Here is a 21,942-nt window from a genome sequence, read left to right as displayed (position 1 = left end):
TCTAGAATCCAACCGCTGTCAGGGCCTCTCGGCCGCTGACAGGGTTATTTAACCACAAATTCCGAATCCTTGATGCCGTCGTTGATTTTGACTTTGTCGACCGCGATCTGCATTTGAAACTGGCCGTTTCCCTGCGAGATGGTGGATGGATACTTAAGACCTTTAAAATCTTTATAATCAGCATATTGAGTCGTTTGCTGCATCTCCCCACGGGGCGATTTCTGCATGGCAACCGATTGAACTTTTAGCCCGGAAGTTGTATCGTAATAATCGGTCCACAACGCTGTGCCATCGGCGGCCGTATGTTTCACTTTGTAGGCATCTTTTCCATCCACTTTTTCAATTCCTTCCACGGTGCTTTTAACTCCTAACTCCGCAAAGTGCAATTCCGGGATGAGCGTGCCCTGAAGGATGCTTTGCTGGGCGTCTTTTCCTTCCAGTACCTGACCGTTTCCGCGCATACCGCCCATTGCCACTTTGGTGCCGTCGCTGGTAATCTTGAAAACCTCCATCCCACCGGCCAGCATCACCCGGGAATATTTATTCGGTGCTTTCTGTTTCAGCGTGATATTCATCGAATTGCCCTGCATTTCAGTCGACATCTGGATGTTCAGATCGGTAATGGTCGCCAGGAAATCTTTGCCACCAATAGCCGCCACGTATTTCGCGAAAATCTCGTCTGCCGAGGGCATGGTTTGGGCAAAAGCCCCGAACGAAAGCGCTGGCAACAGGATCAGGATCAGGATGATTTTTTTCATGAGAATGTAAGAGAAGGTTTGTGACCAAAACTAACGAAAAAATAGATTGCCGTAGAAAAAACCGGGCGTGGGTTTGGTCTTTAAAACTTCGATGTGGAAAATGGAGTTAGAAGAAGGCAACAAAACCGAACCGATGGCAACCTACCAACAACTTCACGACTGGCATGTCACCCCCACCGAAGCCGTCGCGCTTCAGCAGCAACTGCGGCACGAAATCCGGATTCAGCCGCTGACCAAACCGGTCGAGACGATTGCGGGCTGCGACATTTCCTTTAATAAATTTGAAGAAACGGTTTACGCCGGGATTGTGGTGCTGCGGCTGGCTACGCTGGAAGTGATTGAGGAAGTGGGCGTGATCAGTTCGGCCACCTTTCCGTATGTACCCGGTTTGCTGTCGTTTCGCGAGATTCCGTCGCTGCTCGAAGCCTGGTCGAAACTGAAAACGGAGCCCGATGTGGTGATGTTCGATGGACATGGCACCGCTCACCCGCGCCGGATCGGCATTGCGTCGCACGCCGGTTTGTTCCTGAACCGCCCGACGTTCGGTTGCGGCAAATCGGTGCTGGTGGGAAAATACGACGAACCGGCTCCCGAGCGGGGCGCGTGGTCGCTCATGAAGCACTACGGCGAAACCATCGGCGTGGCTTTGCGCACCAAAAACCGGGTGAATCCCGTCTACGTGTCGCCGGGGCATCTGATTGATTTACCAACTGCGATTGATCTGACGTTGCGCTGTGATGGCGGTTATCGGATTCCCGAACCGACGCGCCGGACGCACAACCTGGTCAACGCGCTGCGCCGGGGCGAACGGACCGCCGGGCATTAGTCCGGGGTATGCCGGTTTTTTACGACTTAAGCGTTGACTTATTTCGCGACCTTGAGCAGCGTTTAAAGAGTCAAGCGAAGGTTTTAAAACCTCCGCTTGACTCCGCGACTCAACCATTGGATTATTCAATATGATTCGTACTCAAAGTCAATTTTAGTTGAGCCAAAGTTACCGACATACCCCCGCCAACTGGCGATATTGCCCTGAGCATTGTAAGTAACTTCGTGGGAATTATTTGTACTTACTCCGACCGAACCGTCTTCACCGATGGACTGACTTGAATAACTCGTATAGTGATTGCGGCTGAACATCAGTACCAAAGGTACATTTAGGCCGCTCAGTCCATAGTATGGATTAGGTTTGTTATCATACGTATACAAAAACCGATTGCGAAATGTGACGTTCTTTGTGCCAACTGCATAAATGACCTGATCTACTTGCGTAATATTCCCGTTGGCATAAGTGAATTTTTTTTCGTAATCGGTGCCTTGCCCCGGAATAACATTAATCTCTTTTTGTATAATCTTAGCGACTTGATTCATAGCGTTGTACTCAAAATAATGTACCCGGTAAGGTCGCAAAGTGGCAACGTTTTTAAACGTGAATGCGTAGTTGATTCGTTCCAATCGACCTGTTCCGTCATACCGGTAATCCAATCGATAACCGTTCGGTTGAGGTTCCTCCACCGGTAAAAGGAAAGAAGGTCCTAACTTCCCGGTAGCGTAGGACACGCGGCTTTGGTCGTTGTAATAAAAATGGAAGAAGTCAGGGTAATCCGGATTAGCCGGATATGGAGTAGCTTGCTGGCTTATTTGCCGACCATTGGCGTCATAGTTAAACTCAGTAGTAAGCGTAGCTTCACCGCCGAACGATTCAACCGTTTTTTTGAGCCGAAGCCGCTGGGATTCAAGCGGTAAATGGTCTTCACAGGAACAGAATAGCGTAGTCAGAAGTAAGACCACCACCGAATTGCGTAAAAAAGACATAATGAGTATGGTATGTTATAGTTTGTTTATACAAACCAAAAGCTATGCCATTTAACACCCATCTGCCTGACGTTTCAACAGGAAATTTTAAACCTATGATACATAGACTTTTACAAAGTAGAGATAAAATAGCTCTCTAAACCGTTTTTTTTGGCATTACCTGTTTATTGGCTGAATGATCTCAGGCGCCAACTTATTCCTTCAATAGCTCGTCTCCTCCAGCTTCACTTTTCCCCGGAACGTCCAGAAAACGAAAACCGTGTAGGTCAGCACCAGCGGCATGCCGATCACGGCAAAGAGCAACATGGTTCGGAGCGAACTGTCCGTCGAAGCGGCTTCGTAAATACTGATGTTTCCCCGCGCATCGGTTCGGGAAAGCACCAGATTGGGGTACAAACCGGACGCAAAAAGAATGAGCAGCAGGGCCGTGGTGACGCCGGACGAGATGAAGCCGCGCAGATACCGCCGTTTTTCGATCATCCGGCGCATGTTCAGAACGATCAGAACCGCCGTCAGCGGCAAGGCGAACATAACCGGGTATTTGTGAAAAATGGCTTCCATGTGCGGCACGTAAATCAGGGTCGCCATTGAGGAGGTGATGAAACACAGGATGAAGAATTTGCTGGTCTGGTTGATCAAAACTGTCATGCGGGCGTAGAGCCGGTCTTCGGTTTTCATGGCCAGGTACATGGCTCCGTGCAGCATGAACAACGACAAAACCGTTACGGAAATCAGCAGCGCGTAGGGGTTGAAGAAATCCAGCAGTCGGCCGACAAACTGGTGGTCTTTGTCCAGCGGAATACCCTGAATGAGGTTGCCCAGCACCAGCCCGAACAGCAGTGCGATGGTGGTGCTCGACAGGCAATAACAGACATCCCACATTGCGCGCCACCATTTCATTTCTTCCTTGCTCCGAAATTCAATGGAAATGGCGCGGAAAATAATGGCGACCAGCAGGACGATAAACGGCAGGTAAAAAACCGACAGCAACGTGCCGTAAACCAGCGGAAAGGCCGCAAAAAGCGCTCCGGCCCCGATCACCAGCCAGACTTCGTTGCCGTCCCAAACCGGACCGATGGCGTTCAGGACAATCCGGCGGCTCTGTTCTTTCCGGAAAAACAAATGCAGGGCGCCCGCGCCGAGGTCGAAACCGTCGAGAATGCCGTACCCACTAATGAGCGCACCAATCAGCAAAAACCACCAGGTGGGGAGATCGAGACCTAATATCGTATCCATGTTTTTCAGTGAGTAAATGAGCGAATGAGTGATTGAGTGAATAGCTCTTCAGGGAGCAGAAAATGGCGGAGCTATTCACTCAATCACTCATTCGCTCATTCCCAATTAAATGGGAGATGGATTAAATTTTGAACGGGGTGATTCCAAATCATCCGGTTGAACATCAAGCCCGTGCTGGATTTTCTTGTTTAACAGGTAGATGAATAGGGCGAACAGGATGACGTAGACCAGCGTGAACAGAATGAGCGAAATCAGGACGTGTTCGGCTTTGACGGCCTGCGAAAGCGCATCGGACGTTCGGAGTAAACCGTATACAACCCAGGGTTGACGACCGACTTCGGCGGTGTACCAACCGACCTGATTGGCAATCTGCGGCAGCAGAACCGAGCCGACAAAAACCGCCATCAGCCAGCGGGTTTCAAACAGTTTTTTGCGGTACAACAGAAAGATGGCCAGCCAGCACAACCCGATCAGCGTCATGCCGATGCCGACCATCAGGTGGTAGGTCTGAAACACAAAATTGATGGCGCCGGGGCGGTTTTCGGCTTTGAAACTGTTCAAACCGGGAATGGGTTCTTTGAAATCCTGGTGTACCAGAAAAGACAAACCGCCCGGTATTTTCACCCCCGTCACCTTCTGCTTTTTCACATCGACCCAACCGAAAAGGTATAAATCAGCCGGTTCGGTTTCAAAATGACCTTCGACGGCGGCCAGTTTGGCGGGTTGGTATTTCGTGACGACTTCAGCCGATTGATGCCCCGTAAACAACTGTCCCAGCGATGAAATGGCGGCTACCCAAAGCGCAATCGTGAAGGCTTTTTTGGAATGAACCACATATTTCCGCTTTACGATATACCAGGCGCTGACGCTCAGAACCAGAAACGAACCGGCCAGAAACGCCCCGATCAGGACGTGCGAATACCGCTGAATGGACGACGGATTCAGGACCATTTCCCAGAAATCGGTAACCACAGCGCGGGCTTTCATTCCTTCGCCTTCGATGCGGTAACCGGCGGGGGTTTGCTGCCAGGAGTTGGCGACCACAATCCAGAGCGCCGAGAACATGGAGCCCAGCGCCACCAAAACCGTCGACAGAAAATGGACGCGGGGGCTGACGCGGTTCCAGCCGAAAATCAGGATGCCCAGAAAAGCCGATTCGAGCGCAAAGGCGAAAATGCCTTCGGCCGCCAGCGCACTCCCAAAAATATCACCGACGTAACGGGAATAAACCGCCCAGTTGGTGCCGAATTCGAACTCCATGACGATTCCGGTGGCGACACCGATGCCGAAAATGAGCGCAAAAATCCGGACCCAAAACCGGGTCAGCTCTTCATAAACTTTATTTTTTGTCTTTAAATACAGCCCTTCCATGAAAACCAGACAAACGCCGAGGCCGATGCTGAGGGGCGGATAGATATAATGGAAGGCAATCGTGAAGGCGAATTGAATGCGGGAAAGGATTTCAACATTGTCCATAGCCGGTGGAGATGGGAATGGCGGCAAGTTACTACGCAACCGAACACGAAAAGATGGTTTTGAACAAGATTTATTACCAATGATTCAAATCGCCAAAGCAGGTGACTTTCCAGCAGGAAACAAGTCTTACAAATGATGAATCACAAGCCGAAAAATACCACCATTTTCACCCCTTTTGGCCGGGCGGAACTATTTTTTCAGGTAGTCAATTGCGACCATATCATGTTTCAATATCATGAAAATTTGATTGTAGTGGACGATGAAAAACGCCAGCACGATGTAAGTTTTTCGGAAATTGCCAGTATGCTTTCAGGCAATGTTTTGATTGACAAAGTCCCAAAAACGAGAAGTAACAAACATTATGCAATTTCGTTTTACAAAAACCGGTATTATTACACAGTCTTTTATTTAGAAAAGAGGGCAGACAGTCCCCAACTTTTTGCCGTAATTGTGACCAGCTATGCCACCAACAAAAAAGAAATCAGGGAAAAATATGAGTCATACCGTCAATCCATTACCTAAACCAGAGAAAACGGTTTTGGGTAATGGTCCAGGTTATTTTCGGTATGAAGGTCAATGGTATACCCGCAACAAACAAGGTGAATTGGTGCGCTTTTACCCACCGGATGATCGGGCTTTGATATAAAAAGAGTTATTTCGCGGAGTTAAGCTGAGAAATAAACAGCTCCGCTTAACTCTTTTTGACTCCACTTAACTCCGCGAAACAACTCATTCCTATGCGCCCGTATATTCTTGCCGAAGCCAACTGGAAACACATCCACGACCAACCCATCGATCTGGTCATTTTACCCTGGGGAGCCACCGAAGCCCACAATTACCACATGCCCTACGCCACGGACGTAATCGAAGCGGACACGATTGCGGCCGAATCGGCGCGGCTGGCGTGGGAACAGGGTGCCAGGGTGATGGTGTTGCCGACGATTCCGTTCGGCGTCAATACTGGCCAGACCGATATTTTGCTGGACATCAACCTGTACCCGAGCACCCAGAAGGCGATCCTGAACGACATCATCGAGGTACTGAACCGCCAGGGCATTCGCAAACTCCTGATTCTGAACAGCCACGGCGGGAACGATTTCAAAACTATGCTGCGCGAACTGGGCGTTCAGTACCCGAATATGTTACTGACAACCTGCTCGTGGTTTCATACGCTGGATAAATCGAAGTACTTCGACGAACCCAAAGGCGACCACGCCGACGAAATGGAAACCAGTCTGTTGCTCCACCTCCGGCCGGATCTGGTATTGCCGCTGGAAGAAGCGGGTGACGGAGCGGCCAAAAAATGGAAAGTGCAGGCCCTGCGTGAAGGCTGGGCATGGGCCGAGCGCAAATGGTCGCAGGTGACGGAAGATACCGGCATCGGTAATCCGAAACAGGCCACGGCAGAAAAAGGCAAGCGGTATTTTGAAGACGTGACGCAGAAAATCAGCGGTTTTCTGGTGGAACTGGCGAATCTGGATATGAAGGATTTGTATGAATAACCTGTACTTCTGTGTCTGCGCAGGCTTTCCAGGAAAATGGCGTTCGTTTCGCACTTGAAAATAATTCAACCGGATTCTCAAGTCCGCCTTTTAACCTCCGGTTTTCTCACCAGTTGGGCATAAAAAAGGGGACGCAAGCGTCCCCTTTTTTATGATCTGGATTGATCCTACACCCAGTCCCAGTCGAACAGGGGCTGAATCTTGCGTTTGGCGGCCAGAAAAACCTGCCACAACCGCGTCCGGCGAAACCGCAGCACCCGCAGACCAACCAATCCGGCCATGGCGGCAGGTGTTTGGCCGGGCGATGAGGTCATCGAGGCCGAACCGGCATCCGACGCTCCGCTGTTTTCGTCCGTATCCCCGACGATCTGCGCCAGGGTTTCCTCCAGAAAATTCCGGCTGCGTGGTCCCCAGGTAGGCTCCGGTTCTACACCGGGTTCACCGGTTGAATGGGTAAACGGCAGAACTCCCGGCTGAAACCGTTCGCCCGGCAGCGGGCGGGTCAGGTCGGCCAGCACCGCAGGCGACAGCATATCACTGTACATGCGCGGGCGGGTCAGCAACTCCTTATAAGCCAGAACGCGGTATAAATACGTGCTGGTTTCGCGGTGGAGCCGCAGGTTATAATAACTCCGAATGCCCTGCTGATCGATGCGGTTTTGGACGTGGGTAACCCCGCTGTTGTAAGCCGCGGCCACCAGCGTCCACGAGCCCAGCTCGCGGTGCAATTCCTGCAGGTAGCGGCAGGCGGCCACCGTCGATTTGTACAGGTCTCTCCGCTCATCATTTCCGGGTCTGACAACCAGACCGAAATCGCGGGCGGTTTGGGGCATCAATTGCCAGTAACCACCGGCGCCCTTCGGGGATGTGCTCGTACCCGACAGGTCGCTTTCGACCAGTGGCAGGTACTTGAAATCTCTGGGAATGTTGTAACTCGCCAGAACCGGTTCAATGACCGGAAAAAATTTAACCGCCCGTTTCCGGAGCCGGAGCAGATAATCCCGGTGCCGGGATTGTTGTAGTAAAACCGTTACCCAGCGACGGGTAACATTAGATTGTCTGAGGGGGACAAACTCCCCGCAAAATTGGACCGGCTGTAAACTTTGGATTGTTGCGGTTCCCGGTAACATCACACTGACGGTGCCGTTGGAATACGACGTAAACTCCCTTGATTTTACGTCTTTCGCTGTCGCTAAACCGATCGGTTTGAGCGTTGACAGGATCAGAAAAATACTAGCTTCTTTTATCAAAACAGACTTAGTTGTTGTTTACGTCAACACGACGGTCACGGTTTAATAAAAAGTCAATTCTACGAAGCTAATTGATTTTCTGGACTTTACCAAATTTCCGTTCTGGTAAAATTACTAAACGGCAATTCTACTAACGCCATAGACCACTCAGAGAATCCGTCCCAAAAGGGCGGCTACAATTCGGATTTTGGTGTAATCATACCGGCCGTTGAGGGCGTCAAAAACTGGCTTTAAGGCATTGTTATCAACGCCAACCCGGGCAATTGCGCGCTCAATGTCAAGCCGTTCGGAGGTGTCGACGAGCGCGGCCAGATCGACCTCGTAGCCGTTGCCCGCCAGGTAAATCAAATGCATCGCAATGGTCGAAGACGACAGCTTCCGTTCCTCGGCAATTTCGTCAATGGTGCTGCCGCGCTGGTACATTTCATACGTCAGCAAATGCGTGGCACCTTTCAGATTCGTGCCTTCGCGCGCCTGACCAGTCAGAAAAGTGGCAATCTCTTCCATGAATCGTTTCCCGAATAATTGCAATTTCCGCTCGCCCACCCCGCTGATGCTGCGGAACGCTTCGGGCGTTGTGGGCCGCGCCCGGCTCATCTCTTCCAGCGTCGAATCCGTAAAAACCACATACGGCGGTACATTCTGTTCGTCGGCCAGTTGTTTCCGCAACACCCGCAGCCGCTCGAACAGGTCGTCACGCACCGACTCGGTTTTGGTTTTCGGTTTCTGCTCGGCTTTCAATTGGGCAGCATCCTCCGGTTTGATCAGCTGAATTTTCCGGTCCTGAAACAAAACCGCATCGGCCAGGATGCCGCGTCGCAGGGCGTAATGGTCGTTGTAGGCAATTTCAATGACGCCGATATTGATCAGTTGCTGGACGTAACTCCGCCATTCGTCAAACTTCAGGTCGCTGCCCGCGCCGTAGGTTTTGATCAGGTGGTAATTATTCTGCATTACTGTCTGATTACGCGACCCGCGCAGCACGTCGATCAGCGTATTGAGCGGCACCTGTTCTTTCAATCGCACGATGGCCGAAAGGGCTTTCTGGGCCAGAACCGTTCCGTCGAACATCACCCGCGGACTCTGGCAAACGTCGCAGTTGCCGCAGGGTTCCGTCAGTTCTTCCGAAAAATAACTAAGCAGAATCTGCCGCCGGCACGAATGCGCTTCGGCGTACTGCTGAATCCGCTCCAGCTTCGCCATTTGCAGGCCCAGATTCGCCGGGGCATTTTCGGCCAGCATCTCCTTCCAGCTTGCCACGTCGGCAAAGCTGTAAAACAAAACCGTATCGGCGGCCGAACCGTCGCGCCCCGCCCGCCCGATTTCCTGGTAAAAACTTTCCAGATTCTTGGGCATGTTGTAATGAATCACCCAGCGGACGTTCGATTTGTCGATCCCCATCCCGAAGGCAATGGTGGCACAGATGATCCGAATGTCGTCGCGGACAAATTCTTCCTGCGCCTGCGCGCGGCTTTCGGCGCTCATTCCGGCGTGGTAAAAACCGGCGCGGTAGCCTTTTTCCTGCAGTTTAGCCGCCAGACTTTCCGTCGATTTGCGGCTCTGGCAGTAGATAATCCCCGAATTGTCGGGTTGCAGGGCCAGAAACCGCTCGATCTGCTGAATCCGTTTGAGGCCGGGCAACACTTTCAGACTCAGATTCGGGCGATTGAACGAAGCCACAAAAACCGCCGGATCGTGCAGATTGAGTTGACTGACAATATCCTGACGCGTCAGTTTGTCGGCGGTTGCGGTCAGGGCCACCACCGGCACGTCCGCAAACTGCGTTTTCAGCATGCTCAACTGCGTGTATTCCGGCCGGAAATCGTGGCCCCAGGACGAGATACAGTGCGCTTCATCGACGGCAAAAAAGCTGATCTGCAAGGTTTTGAGAAACACAAAAAACGACTCCGACATCAGTTTTTCGGGCGAAACATACAGCAGTTTCAACCGACCGGCCTGGCAATCCTGCTCGATTTCGCGCTGTTCGCGGCTGCCCTGCGTACTGTTCAAATAAGCTGCCGGAATGCCGTTCAGCAAGAGCGCTTCCACCTGGTCCTTCATCAACGCAATCAGGGGCGAAACCACGATGCAAACGCCCGGTTTCATCAGCGCCGGAATCTGAAAGCAAACCGACTTACCCCCACCCGTCGGCATCAGCACGAGTGAATCGCGGCCGTCGAGCAGCGTCCGGATGACGGTTTCCTGCATGGGCCGAAACCGGTCGTAACCGTAGTATTGCTTCAGAAAATCAACCGGTTGCAGTATCTCTGTTTCGTTCATTTTATCATCCGCCCTGACAGCGGCCAAAGGCCCTGTCAGCGGCAAAAATTTGTTGAGAATTATTGAATAGCAGGTAACAACAGCCGCTGACAGGGCCTCCGACCGCTGTCAGGGCTTTTCATCTGCCGTTGCCGGAATCGTGTTGGCAGTGCCCCAGTAGCGGTCATCATAAGGCACCCGCTGCTTCGGCAGATTTTCCGTTGTCAACAGCACCTCGGTTTCTGCCACGACCTGTCCGTTGGATTTGGCGTATTCGGTAGTCCCGAAATGCAGGTGGATCGACGCCGTCGTCGGTGATAAATTGGCAAACGTAAACTGTGTTTCCAGCACCAGGCGCGAATCCTGCAAATACCATTTCCCTTTGAACTGGCGGTAATGGGTGTGGCTGGCAACCCGCTTGACCTCCTTTTTGGCGCGTCCGGTCAGGTTGTCAAACACCGATTTCAGGTTGGTTTTCAACACCTCACCGGCAGCCTCCGGCGTAAATTCATACGCAATCCGTACTATTGCCCGACTCGCCGTATCGATCAGGATCTCTCCTTTCCGGGCCGCCCGAACCCGCCGACCACTCGCCGGTTCAAAGGTCAGCCGGTAGGCCAGCCGATTGTCGCAGCCGGTCAGAAGCGAATCCAGCCGAAACGCATAGTCGTTCAGATTGTCGCCGTCGAAATAATCCGGTGGGCCCAACTCCATGCTGCGGGTCACGATGGCGGCTCCGTTCGGAAACGCGTATCCTTCCAGCATCTTCGGCAGCGGATGGCGGGCCAACTGCCGACCTTTCACCAGTTTCACCTTTTCCGGCAGTTCCGTTGGCACGTTGGGCAATTTTTCGGCTTTCAACGTTGCTTCCCGCACATACCAGCAGGCCGTATCGGTGGAAAGTGTTTCACGGTAAAAACCGGTCAACACGGTCGGCGTCGCCTGAAAATTGGCCGGAATGGACTTCAGAGCCGAAAAAACCAGCAGCCGGGCATCGGTTTGCCGCCGAAACGAAACCGGCAACTCCGGCCGAACGACGGGTTCCAGACTCACTGCCGCTGAATCGACCGGTTTCAACTCCCGCAACGCGACGACTCCATTCTGAAAACCGGCGGCCGAAACCTCCATTTCTTTCTGCGCATCAATTTTCGGGTATTTCAGCAAAAACCGCCCCTCCGCATTGGCCAGCGTCCCCCAGGCTTTGCCGGAGATACTGACGTAAGCGAACCCGACCGGTTTTCCGGTCGAATGATCGGTCACCTGCCCTTTAATCTGTTGATAACCCTGCGCAAACGCCCCGTTTATCCCTGAAAGCACGAAGAAAAACAATCCTGAAAACCGTTTCATGCGGAGTAAAATATTGTACTTAAAAACCGCTTCGTGGGGTCAGGGAAAACCGGAATCCATTACCAAAAATACGAAATCCCGGCCGCTTATCCCATAAAACGATCCGTAAACATAAGGCTTGTTTTTAATTGCATATACAACAAATCAAGATTTGTTTTTCCGCCCCGCCCGCTCACCATTTTGACGCTGAACGACAAACGGCAGCTCTCCGCAGCCGGTAGACGCATTGCCGTCCAAAAATCGCGGATTATCCGTATGTTTGAAGTTGAAAACGCTTCATTCTTCTTCCGGATTCTCATGAAAAAAATTGGATTGCTGGGCAGTATGCTGCTCCTCTCGCTGGCTTCGATAGCCCAAAAACCGCTCTCACCCGAACAGCTCTGGAAGTGGGGACGGGTGTCGGGGCTGGGCCTTTCCAGGGACAAACAGTTTGTGGTTTACGCCGTCAGCACGCCCAATGCGGAAGAAAATAAAAGCGCCCGAAAAACCTACAAAATTCCGCTGGCGGGCGGAAACGCCGTCGAAATCCCCCATGCGGACAGTTTGCTGGTGAATTCGAAAATCTCGTCGGACGGCAAGCACATCATCAGCAGCGAAGCCGTCAAACTGGAGGATATTACCGGTGTTGAAAAATATCCCGATCTGAAGAAATCAAATGCCTACGTCTATACTTCGCTGAATTACCGCCATTGGGACACCTGGGAAGACGGCAAATATGACCACGTTTTCGTGGCTCCGCTGACCAACGGCAAAGCCGGTACGCCCAAAGACCTCATGCCGGGCGAGAAGTTTGACTGCCCGCAAAAACCGTTCGGGGGCGACGAGGATTTTATCTGGAATCCCGACGGCAAACACATTGTTTACGTCACGAAGAAAAAAACCGGTACGGATTACGCGGTCAGTACCAACACCGATCTGTTCGAATACGACATCACGACCGGAACGACTCGAAACCTGACGGAAGACAATAAAGGCTACGACGTCAATCCGGAGTACAACGCCAAGGGCCAACTCGCCTGGCTGCAAATGAAACGCGACGGCTACGAAGCTGACAAACAAGACCTTATCGTTTCGATCGGAACCACCAAACTGAACCTGACGCAGCAACGCGACGACATCCACGTTTCCGGTTTTAAATGGAGCCAGGACGGCAGTTCGCTCTTTTTCAATGCGCCCATCGACGGCACAATTCAGCTGTTTAAGGTGACGTATCCGGGGCTGACCAAAATGATGCCTGTTATTACGCAGATCACCAAAGGCGATTTTGACATTACTGCGATTGTTGGCCAGTCGGGTAACACGCTGGTGGTGGCCCGCAACGACATGAACCACCCGTCGGAGCTCTACACGGTCGATCTGGGCAACGGTTCGATGAAGCAGTTGACGCACGTGAACGACGAAGCGCTGAAAACCACCGGAATCTGTAAAACCGAGCGCCGGTTTGTGACCACCACCGACAACCAGAAGATGCTCGTCTGGGTGATTTATCCGCCCGGTTTCGACGTTTCCAAAAAGTACCCGACGCTGTTGTACTGCCAGGGCGGGCCGCAATCGGCGCTCACCCAGATGTATTCGTACCGCTGGAATTTTCAGCTGATGGCGTCGCAGGGCTACATCGTCGTCGCGCCGAACCGCCGGGGCATGCCGGGGCACGGCACCAAATGGAACGAACAGGTCAGCAAGGACTGGGGCGGGCAGGTCATCAACGACTACCTGAGCGCGATCGACGACATTTCCAAAGAACCCTATGTCGACAAAAACCGGCGCGGTTGCGTGGGTCCCAGCTTTGGCGGTTTTTCGGTTTATGCGCTGGCCGGAGTTCACAACAAACGGTTCAAAACCTTCATTTCGCACGACGGCGTTTTTGATTTCAAAAGCATGTACGGCACCACCGAAGAGGTGTTTTTCGTGAACTGGGACCTCGGCGGGCCGTATTGGGACAAGAAAAATCCGGCGGCCCAGCGCTCCTTCAGCCAGTCGCCGAGCAATTTTGTGGACAAGTGGGACACGCCGATTTTCATCATTCAGGGCGGCCGCGATTACCGCGTTCCGATCGAACAGGGTCTGCAGGCTTTTCAGGCCGCACAGTTGCGGGGTATCAAAAGCAAACTGCTCTACCTGCCCGACGAAAACCACTGGGTGTTGAGCGCCCAGAACGCCCTGGTCTGGCAGCGGGAATTTTTCAAGTGGCTGGAGGAAACGTTGAAGTAATCGGGGCGGTTTTCGCTAAAACCGGTCAGCGGTTTGGAAGGGTCAATTCAAATTCCCCGATACTTTCAAACCGCTGGGGACGCGGTTCGGAACCGTTTTGTCAAAACCATCGTCGTTGAGCGTGTTCAGGAACTCCACGATGCCGGAAATATCCCGGAATTTCAGGTTCATCTGGGTCGCTAAAGTGTCTATCTGGCTGGCGGTGACGTGCGGATTTTCAATTTTTCCGCCCGCAAGGTCTTCGTAAAAGAACATCACCTGATCCAGCGTCGTGAATTTTCCGCTGTGCATATACGGCGCCGTATACCGCAGGTTCCGCAGCGACGGCGTCCGGAAAGCGTAGGTGTTGTTGACGCCCGTATCCGATTCCTTCCGGTTTTGGGTATCCGGTACGCCCAGCGTATGCAGTTTAAAATCCGAAAGCATGGGTCCGTTATGGCATTTAGCGCAGCCAGTCCGCAGGAATAGATTCATACCGTCTTTTTCACTCACCGACAGGGCGTTGCTGTCACCCCGCATATACTGGTCAAACCGGGTGTTGGTTGCAATCAGGGTTCGTTCGTAAGCCGCTAGCGCCCGGGCCAGGTTTTTGGCGTGTACGGGATTCGGTTCGCCCGTAAACGCTTCGGCAAACCGCGTCTGGTATTCGGGAATTTTCTGGATTCGGGCAATGATTTCGTCGATAATGGTTTCTTCGGAAAAGGCGTGTCCCCGCATTTCTTCCAGGGTTTTGATCGGCATCAGCGCCTGTTCTTCCAGCCCCTTGGCCCGCGAATCCCAGAACATGGGGGCCAGCACCGGGTTGTAGGGGCCGTGGTTCGTCAGTCCGTTAAAAGCCGCATTCAGGACGGATTGGGAATTTCGTTTGACGAATGGAATGGTGTTGGGCGTCAGAAACTGCCTTTTGCTGTCCCGGCCGCTGCCGTTGACGCCAATGGAGGTTTCCAGAAATTCGGCGTAGTTGAATTCCGGCTGGTGGCAGGTGCCGCAGGCGACATCCCGGTTTCCGGACAGGATCGGATCGTAAAACAGAAACCGCCCCAGTTCCACTTTTTTCGCGCTCGTCGGGTTATCCGGTGGGTCGATGGCCGATGCAGGCAACGCGCCCAGTACCGCAATGGATTCGGAGACTTTTTCGACTTTTTTCTTCCGCGAATCGCGATCCGGACCGCAGGCACTGAGAACCAGTAAAACCGCACTCAGCATCAGGAATTGCAAACCGCCCACACGCAAACATTTCATTGCAATCACAATAGTAATCAGACTTGAAAAACAAAGCGACCGGTTTTTTGGATTTACTATAATCAGCAGATGATTTTAGTCATTGTGGCCTGAAATACTATGTTTTTCCTAATTAAATACTGTAAAAATAATAATTAATCCTGAATTTAGCGTCAATTCATCACTTAACCGATTTACTTTCTTATGAAAAACGCACTCATTATTCTCTGTTTTCTGTTCACGCTGACGGTTGTTCGCGTATCGGGACAGACGCCCTCGGAAGCTAAAATAGCGAAGAAAGAATCCAAAGCCGCAAAAAAAGCCGCCGATAATCCGGACAACAAGGCGGCCATGAAGGAAGCCAAAACCGATCAACCAGCCCGCAACCCGGACGGTACCTTCAAGAAAGCCGAAAAATCGGAGACCAAAACCGCTACGGTCGCCCGCAATGCGGATGGTACTTTTAAGAAAGCCGAGAAGTCGGAAACGAAAACCGCTACCGCCGAACGGAACGCGGATGGAACGTTCAAAAGCAAAACCGCGAAATCAGAAACCAAAACCGCTAAAGTTGAAAAAGAAGTAAAAGCCGTCCCGGAAGATTACAAAGCCGCGGTTGACAAAAGCCAGAAAGGCCCCGCCGGTGAAACGGTTTATTCGGGTCCGCGCGGAGGAAAATACTACATTACCAAAGCCGGTAACAAGCGGTATTTGAGCAGTAACTAAGTCGGCGGGCCGATGAATCCGAGGGTGCAAAATTTAATCTGATTTTGCACCCTCTTCTATTTTGGCGGACGGAAATATTGGATTAAATTTCGTTCGACAAGCAATTAATTTCAAATACCCAATTCTTTCGGTCAAAACCCTGGGCCGAAGGACAACTAACCACCATAACGCTTCCAAAGATGAAAAAGACGCTCTCCATTCTGCTGCTCTTGCTGGGTCTGACTTTCACACTCGACTCGTTCGCGCAGGACGCCAAGGAAAAGAAAGAAAAAACGAAGAAGGAAAAATCGGACAAGAAAAAAGACAAAGCTCCGCTGACTGAGGAAGAGAAAAAAGCGAAAGCCGAGAAAAAGGCCGCCAAAGCTGCGATGACTGACGAGCAAAAGGCAGCCGCCAAAGCTGAGAAGAAAGCTAAAAAAGCCGCCATGACCGATGAGGAAAAAGCGGAGAAAAAAGAGAAGAAGGAGAAAAAAGAAAAAGTAGATAAAGCAGAAAAACTCGAAAAACCGGAAAAGGCCGAAAAAACCGAGAAGAAAGAAAAGCCGGAGAAAAAGGAAAAAGCCGAAAAGGCTGAAAAACCGGAGAAAGAGGTCAAGGCCTCCCCTGCCGATTACAAAGCGTCCGTCGATGCGAGCCAGAAAGGCCCCAATGGCGAGACGGTTTACACCGGTCCGCGCGGAGGAAAATAATACATCACCAAAGCCGGTAACAAGCGGTATCTGAGCAGTAATAAGTGAATAGTTTACGGTATTCGGTTTATGGTTTTCAGTAGCTGACGCGTTTTTAGTTCTTGCGTCAGCTACTGAAAACCGTAAACCGAATGCCGTAAACCGTTCTTAAAACTCGGCGCTTTTTGGCGTTCGGGGGAAGGGAATAACGTCACGGATGTTGCCCATGCCGGTGACGAATAGTACCAGCCGTTCGAAGCCCAGTCCGAAACCGGAGTGCGGGGCCGAGCCGAACTGCCGGGTTTCGAGAAACCACCAGAGGTTGGACGGATCGATGCCGACTTCCTGAATCCGGGCCATCAGTTTTTCGTAGTTTTCTTCGCGCTGCGAACCGCCGATGATTTCGCCGATTCCGGGGAACAGAACGTCCATTGCCCGAACCGTCGGGCCCGGCGCTGAGTCGTTTACCTCGTCCTGTTTCATGTAGAACGACTTGATTTCGCGGGGGTAATTGGTGAGGATAACCGGTTTTTTGAAGTGCTTCTCGACCAGAAACCGCTCGTGTTCGGATTGCAGATCGATTCCCCAGCCCACCGGATATTGAAATTTCTTTTCCTTGTGCGGTTTGGATTGCAACAGAATGTTGATCGCTTCGGTGTAGGTCAGGCGCTGAAAATCGTTGTTAACCACAAAAGCGAGCTTGTCGAGCAGCGGCATCGGACTGCGGTCGGCCTGGGGTTTGGATTTTTCCTCTTCGATCAGGCGGTTTTGCAAAAACGCCAGATCGTCGGCGCAATGCTCCAGGGCGTAACCGATGACGGTTTTTACAAAATCCTCAGCCAGATTCATGTTGTCTTCCAGCTCATAAAAGGCCATTTCGGGCTCGATCATCCAGAACTCGGCCAAGTGGCGGGTGGTGTTGGAATTTTCGGCGCGGAACGTCGGACCGAATGTATAGATTTTTGATAAGGCCAGCGCACCGAGTTCGCCTTCGAGCTGTCCCGAAACCGTCAGGTTGGTTTCGCGCCCGAAAAAGTCCTGCTTAAAATCGATGTCACCCTCTTCCGTGCGGGGCGGTTTGTTGAGGTCCAGCGTCGTCACGCGGAACATTTCGCCCGCACCTTCGGCATCCGAAGCCGTGATGATGGGCGTATGCAGGTAGAAGAAACCGTTGTCGTTGAAGTACTTATGCACGGCAAAGGCCAGCGCGTGGCGGATCCGCAAAACCGCACTGAACGTGTTGGTCCGGGGACGCAGGTGGGCAATTTCCCGCAGAAACTCCATGGAATGTTTCTTGGGTTGCAGCGGATATTTTTCCGGATCGGCGGGGCCGTAAATATGAATGTCTGTCGCCTTCACTTCCACTTTCTGCCCCGAACCCTGCGACTCGACCAGCGTTCCGGTGATGGCCACGCAGGCTCCGGTTGTGACCAGCCGGATGGTGTCTTCGCCAAACTGCCCCGGTTCGGCCACGGCCTGAATGTTATGGATGGTAGAGCCGTCGTTGATGGCAATAAAAATGGCATTTTTACTTTCGCGCTTGGTGCGAACCCAGCCTTTGACAGTGACGATATGACCGGTCGTTTCAGACGCGAGTAGTTGTTTGACAGGTATCAGACTCATTCTAAAAAGTAATAAGTGAAAGACGGCCGTAAAGTTACGTCATTCGCCGAAATATGAAGCGGTTTTTCCAAGAAGCAAAAAACCAGTTACTAGAAACTTCAATATATAACACATTCACTATCAAAATATTGGCTTGATTAAAATAAAATTAAGTAGGACGTAAAACATTTTTTTTTAAAATTGGTCTAGAATTTGATGGGCGCGTCCATGAGTACCCGAGTCAGGATTTCATGGTTCGCGAATACAGTACGTTATTATGCAAAGACTCAGCCTTACCCAATCTCTTCAGCAAAAACTGTCTCCGCAACAGATTCAGTTTATTAAACTGTTGCAGATTCCGACTGCCGAACTGGAAACCCGTATCGAAGAAGAGTTAGAGATCAACCCGGCGCTTGAAGAAGGGCTCGATACGGACTATGAAGAATCAAATGCCGACGACCCGTATTCGGACGAATACGACGATGATTATAAGGAGAAAAATGACGAGGTCGATCTGGGAAGTTACCTGAACGAAGACGACTATAACGGGTACAAAATGCAGGGCGACGGCAATTACGCCGAAGAAGACCGGGAAATGCCGGTGGCCAACCGCTCGACCCTGACCGACACCTTGATGCAGCAATTCGGTTATCTGAACCTCGATGACCGGCAGGAAGTGATTGGCATGCAGCTCATTGGCAGTATTGAAAACGACGGATACATTCGGCGGTCGATGCAGGCCATTGTGAACGACCTGGCTTTTTCGCACAGCATTTTTACGGATACCGACGAACTGGAAACCGTTCTGAAACGGATTCAAACCTTTGATCCTCCGGGGATTGCCGCCCGGTCGTTGCAGGAATGTCTGCTGCTGCAATTACAGCGGAAGGACACGAGCGATCCGGCCGTTCCGCTCGCCATCCGCATCATTGAAGATCTCTTCGAGGAATTTTCTAAAAAGCATTACGACAAGATTCAGAAACGGCTGAATATTACCGAAGAACAGTTAAAGAAAGTGGTTCAGGTAATTACGAAACTGAATCCGAAACCGGGTTCGGTGGAGGGCGAAGACGGCGCGGTTCAGTACCTGATTCCGGACTTTATCCTGACCAACAATGCCGGAAAAATTGAACTCACGCTCAACTCGCGCAACGCCCCGGAACTGCGCATCAGCCGGTCGTTTGCCGACATGCTGGATACTTATGAAAAGAGCGATAAAAATAACCGCTCGCTGAAAGAAACCGTCTCGTTTGTCAAACAGAAACTGGATGCCGCCAAGTGGTTTATCGACGCCATCAAACAGCGCCAGGCCACGTTGCTGAAGACGATGAACGCCATCGTCAAGTTTCAGTACGACTTTTTCCTGGAGGGCGACGAGAACAAACTGCACCCGATGATTCTGAAAGACATCGCCAACCTGATCGACATGGACGTGTCGACGGTTTCGCGGGTGGCCAACAGCAAAGCTGTACAGACCGAATTCGGCATTTATCCCCTCAAATACTTTTTCTCCGAAGGGATTGCCACCGACTCGGGTGAGGACGTCAGCAGCCGGGAAGTGAAAAACATTTTGAAGGAATTTATCGACCAGGAGCCCAAAGGCAATCCGCTGTCGGACGATAAACTCGAAAAGATGCTCAACGAGCGCGGTTACAACATTGCCCGCCGAACCGTGGCCAAATACCGCGAGCAGTTGAACATTCCCGTGGCCCGGCTGCGGAAGCAATTATAACGGTTTCCGGTTTTGAGCTGGCGGTTTTTGCGATCAAATCGCCAAGCTTTGTTAATTTTGTTGAATGATTAACGAGGAACGGTTGACCGAAGAGCCAAAACCGAAAACTGAAGACCTGAGCATTACGCTTTCCCGCGCCCTGTCGGCGGTTTTTCATCCGCTGCTGATGCCCACCATCTTATTCAGCATCCTGCTGTTTGGCGCGCCGGGCGCCATTGGCGTCAGCGCGTTTGGCACCCCGTTCAAACTCAGTCTGCTGATGCTGGTCTGCATCAGTACGTTTTTCGTTCCGGCCTTTCTGATTTACCTGTTATACCGCACGGGGCACGTCCGCAGCCTGCACATGAACGAGTTGCAGGACCGGCGGCTGCCGTATTTCATGACCGCGCTGCTCTATACGACCACGACGCTACTATTTACCTTTCGATTGCCCGAACTCTCCGATATGGCGCCCGAAATTGGCATTGTGCTGGGCAGTATCACCGTTTCGGTTACGCTGGTTGGCCTGATCAGTCTGTTCTGGAAAATCAGCGCTCACAGCGTCGGCATCAGCGGCATTGCCGGAGCACTGCTGGGGATCGCCATCAAAACCGGTGAAGTGAGTCTGCTCTATCCGCTGGTCGCCATCATTGTTCTGGCGGGATTGCTGGCCACCGCCCGTTTGAATCTGAACGCCCACACGCCCCCGCAAATCGCGGCCGGCATGGCGCTCGGTCTGGCGGTCAGTCTGGCAACGGTGCTGTTGATGGTTTGATATTAGTTTATGGTTCAGCGTTCATGGTTTTTAGTACGCCGGGAATCACAGCATACGTTTTTCAACCATAAACTTTAACCAACAAACCAAAATGTACGCACACCTCTTATACGCGGTTTCGGACGGTATTTGCCGCATTACGCTCAATCGGCCGCAGGTTCACAACGCCCTGAGTCCAGCCCTGATTCAGGAAATTACCCGCGCGATGGAAGCCGCCGGGGCCGACGAAACCGTGCGGGCGGTGGTGTTGACGGGCATGGGCGACAAAGCGTTTTGTTCCGGTGCGGATTTGAAAGAAGCGGCTGGCCAGCTTCAGAACACCAGCGGTTTTTCGATGGGCGAGCTGTTGCGAACCACCTATCATCCGATGGTCCGCGCCATTCGGAATTTGCCAAAACCGGTGATCTGTCGCCTGAACGGGGTTGCTGCGGGTGCCGGATGTTCTCTGGCGCTGGCCTGCGATGTGGTGCTTGCCGCCGACGAAGCTTATTTATCCTTGTTGTTTGTAGGCATTGGCCTGATGCCTGACGCGGGCTCCACGTTCTTTCTACCCCGCCTGTTGGGTTCACAGCAGGCGTTTGAGTTGTGCAGCACCGGTCGGCGGGTGTATGGTCCGGAAGCCACCCGGTTAGGACTGGTGTCGCGTTCGGTTCCGGCGCAGGAATTGGATGCGGCCGTGGCCGAAACCGTTGCTTATTACGCCACCGCACCTACCCAGGCCATTGGGTTGATGAAACTGGCCCTGAATCAATCACTGTACACCGATCTGGAGACGCAACTGGAGCAAGAAGCTCAGTATCAGAATCAACTGGGCCAATCGCGGGATGCGGCCGAGGGCATTACGGCGTTCCTGATGAAACGGAAACCCATTTTTACGGGAAAATGACCGATAAATTTCTGACCGGCTTTTTGAATCTTATCTTTTTTGTCTTACTTTTGCAGTCCCAACACGGGAAATGCATTCGTAGCTCAATTGGATAGAGCACCTGACTACGGATCAGGAGGTTTGGGGTTCGAATCCCTACGAGTGCACATTGATAATCAATCCATTAGCCCATTCCGAAACGAATGGGCTTTTTTGTTTAATACAAGATTTGATACATAAAATTGGGCTTTTTATCCTCCTGTTACCACTTTTCTTTTTTGATACAGCAGATTAAGCGGTAAGCAGAGAGATTGGGGTTTATTTTGGGAGCAGCGACTTTTTGTTTTTCAAATGACTAATTGTAAAATTACGGAATCCTGCTATCGCTCCCGTTGAAACTTTGACATACCTGGTGAGGTTCTTGCGATTGAAGAACCAGGTGTTTTTGATTAGTAACGCTGGTGGTTTTTACTTTTATCGCCGTTACCGGACCCATAATCTCCACTGTCGCCGTTACCATTCCTGC

At 51.8% G+C, this 21,942-nt stretch carries 18 protein-coding genes and 1 tRNA gene; 10 read left to right on the top strand and 9 right to left on the bottom strand.

Annotated features, from left to right (window positions below; genetic code table 11):
• Positions 1 to 44 precede the first annotated feature (44 nt).
• Complete coding sequence (locus GJJ30_RS26270; RefSeq protein ID WP_154178134.1) at positions 45 to 758, bottom strand: hypothetical protein; 714 nt, start codon at positions 756 to 758, stop codon at positions 45 to 47.
• 133 nt (positions 759 to 891) lie between these two features.
• Between GJJ30_RS26270 and nfi the strand changes: the two genes are divergently transcribed.
• Complete coding sequence (gene nfi / locus GJJ30_RS26265; protein ID WP_154178749.1) at positions 892 to 1,584, top strand: deoxyribonuclease V; 693 nt, start codon at positions 892 to 894, stop codon at positions 1,582 to 1,584.
• Between the two features lie 125 nt (positions 1,585 to 1,709).
• Here the strand turns inward: nfi and GJJ30_RS26260 are convergent, their stop codons facing one another.
• The 3 genes from GJJ30_RS26260 to GJJ30_RS26250 form a co-directional block, all read right to left on the bottom strand.
• Positions 1,710 to 2,570, bottom strand: a complete 861-nt coding sequence (locus GJJ30_RS26260; protein ID WP_154178133.1) for a hypothetical protein — start codon at positions 2,568 to 2,570, stop codon at positions 1,710 to 1,712.
• 201 nt (positions 2,571 to 2,771) lie between these two features.
• Positions 2,772 to 3,806 (bottom strand): cytochrome d ubiquinol oxidase subunit II, encoded by a 1,035-nt coding sequence (cydB, locus tag GJJ30_RS26255; RefSeq protein WP_154178132.1) that lies wholly within the window; start codon positions 3,804 to 3,806, stop codon positions 2,772 to 2,774.
• Between the two features lie 105 nt (positions 3,807 to 3,911).
• Positions 3,912 to 5,282, bottom strand: coding sequence for a cytochrome ubiquinol oxidase subunit I (locus tag GJJ30_RS26250; protein WP_154178131.1), 1,371 nt, complete (start codon positions 5,280 to 5,282; stop codon positions 3,912 to 3,914).
• A 132-nt stretch (positions 5,283 to 5,414) separates the two neighbouring features.
• Here GJJ30_RS26250 and GJJ30_RS26245 point away from each other — a divergent pair, with 132 nt between their 5' ends.
• A complete protein-coding gene (locus GJJ30_RS26245; RefSeq protein WP_154178130.1) occupies positions 5,415 to 5,804 on the top strand; it encodes a hypothetical protein in 390 nt (129 codons plus the stop codon).
• 215 nt (positions 5,805 to 6,019) lie between these two features.
• Positions 6,020 to 6,784, top strand: a complete 765-nt coding sequence (locus GJJ30_RS26240) for a creatininase family protein (protein ID WP_154178129.1) — start codon at positions 6,020 to 6,022, stop codon at positions 6,782 to 6,784.
• A 167-nt stretch (positions 6,785 to 6,951) separates the two neighbouring features.
• On the opposite strand, the gene GJJ30_RS26235 is transcribed toward GJJ30_RS26240, so the two are convergent.
• From GJJ30_RS26235 to GJJ30_RS26225, 3 genes are all read right to left on the bottom strand, one after another.
• Positions 6,952 to 8,034 carry a lytic transglycosylase domain-containing protein gene (locus GJJ30_RS26235; RefSeq protein WP_154178128.1) on the bottom strand — a complete coding sequence of 361 codons (1,083 nt, stop codon included), beginning with the start codon at positions 8,032 to 8,034 and terminating at the stop codon, positions 6,952 to 6,954.
• A 147-nt stretch (positions 8,035 to 8,181) separates the two neighbouring features.
• Positions 8,182 to 10,314, bottom strand: a complete 2,133-nt coding sequence (recQ, locus tag GJJ30_RS26230; RefSeq protein ID WP_154178127.1) for a DNA helicase RecQ — start codon at positions 10,312 to 10,314, stop codon at positions 8,182 to 8,184.
• Between the two features lie 108 nt (positions 10,315 to 10,422).
• Positions 10,423 to 11,640, bottom strand: a complete 1,218-nt coding sequence (locus GJJ30_RS26225) for a carboxypeptidase-like regulatory domain-containing protein (RefSeq protein WP_154178126.1) — start codon at positions 11,638 to 11,640, stop codon at positions 10,423 to 10,425.
• 297 nt (positions 11,641 to 11,937) lie between these two features.
• On the opposite strand from GJJ30_RS26225, the gene GJJ30_RS26220 reads away from it, so the two are divergent.
• A complete protein-coding gene (locus tag GJJ30_RS26220) occupies positions 11,938 to 13,851 on the top strand; it encodes a S9 family peptidase (RefSeq protein ID WP_154178125.1) in 1,914 nt (637 codons plus the stop codon).
• A 42-nt stretch (positions 13,852 to 13,893) separates the two neighbouring features.
• Here the strand turns inward: GJJ30_RS26220 and GJJ30_RS26215 are convergent, their stop codons facing one another.
• Positions 13,894 to 15,093, bottom strand: a complete 1,200-nt coding sequence (locus GJJ30_RS26215; RefSeq protein ID WP_154178124.1) for a cytochrome-c peroxidase — start codon at positions 15,091 to 15,093, stop codon at positions 13,894 to 13,896.
• A 183-nt stretch (positions 15,094 to 15,276) separates the two neighbouring features.
• Here GJJ30_RS26215 and GJJ30_RS26210 point away from each other — a divergent pair, with 183 nt between their 5' ends.
• Together GJJ30_RS26210 and GJJ30_RS26205 are read left to right on the top strand one after the other, a co-directional pair.
• Positions 15,277 to 15,795 carry a hypothetical protein gene (locus GJJ30_RS26210; protein WP_154178123.1) on the top strand — a complete coding sequence of 173 codons (519 nt, stop codon included), beginning with the start codon at positions 15,277 to 15,279 and terminating at the stop codon, positions 15,793 to 15,795.
• Between the two features lie 179 nt (positions 15,796 to 15,974).
• The gene (locus GJJ30_RS26205; protein ID WP_154178122.1) at positions 15,975 to 16,484 is read left to right on the top strand and encodes a hypothetical protein; all 510 of its coding nucleotides are present in this window, start codon (positions 15,975 to 15,977) and stop codon (positions 16,482 to 16,484) included.
• Between the two features lie 147 nt (positions 16,485 to 16,631).
• On the opposite strand, the gene asnS is transcribed toward GJJ30_RS26205, so the two are convergent.
• Positions 16,632 to 18,086 carry an asparagine--tRNA ligase gene (asnS, locus tag GJJ30_RS26200; RefSeq protein ID WP_154178121.1) on the bottom strand — a complete coding sequence of 485 codons (1,455 nt, stop codon included), beginning with the start codon at positions 18,084 to 18,086 and terminating at the stop codon, positions 16,632 to 16,634.
• Between the two features lie 256 nt (positions 18,087 to 18,342).
• Here asnS and rpoN point away from each other — a divergent pair, with 256 nt between their 5' ends.
• The 4 genes from rpoN to GJJ30_RS26180 all read left to right on the top strand — a co-directional run bounded on the left by rpoN (position 18,343) and on the right by GJJ30_RS26180 (position 21,583).
• On the top strand, positions 18,343 to 19,797 hold the full coding sequence (gene rpoN, locus GJJ30_RS26195) for an RNA polymerase factor sigma-54 (protein ID WP_154178120.1): 1,455 nt from the start codon (positions 18,343 to 18,345) through the stop codon (positions 19,795 to 19,797).
• 64 nt (positions 19,798 to 19,861) lie between these two features.
• Positions 19,862 to 20,551 carry a hypothetical protein gene (locus GJJ30_RS26190; protein WP_229313426.1) on the top strand — a complete coding sequence of 230 codons (690 nt, stop codon included), beginning with the start codon at positions 19,862 to 19,864 and terminating at the stop codon, positions 20,549 to 20,551.
• A 91-nt stretch (positions 20,552 to 20,642) separates the two neighbouring features.
• Positions 20,643 to 21,437, top strand: coding sequence for an enoyl-CoA hydratase/isomerase family protein (locus GJJ30_RS26185; protein WP_154178119.1), 795 nt, complete (start codon positions 20,643 to 20,645; stop codon positions 21,435 to 21,437).
• A 72-nt stretch (positions 21,438 to 21,509) separates the two neighbouring features.
• Positions 21,510 to 21,583, top strand: a tRNA-Arg gene (locus GJJ30_RS26180).
• Positions 21,584 to 21,942 lie beyond the last annotated feature (359 nt).

This window comes from Larkinella terrae (genome assembly GCF_009668025.1).
GTDB classification, from domain to species: Bacteria; Bacteroidota; Bacteroidia; order Cytophagales; family Spirosomataceae; genus Larkinella; species Larkinella terrae.
Note: the sequence above shows the minus strand (reverse complement) of the source record. Positions and strands in the feature narration are given on the sequence as shown.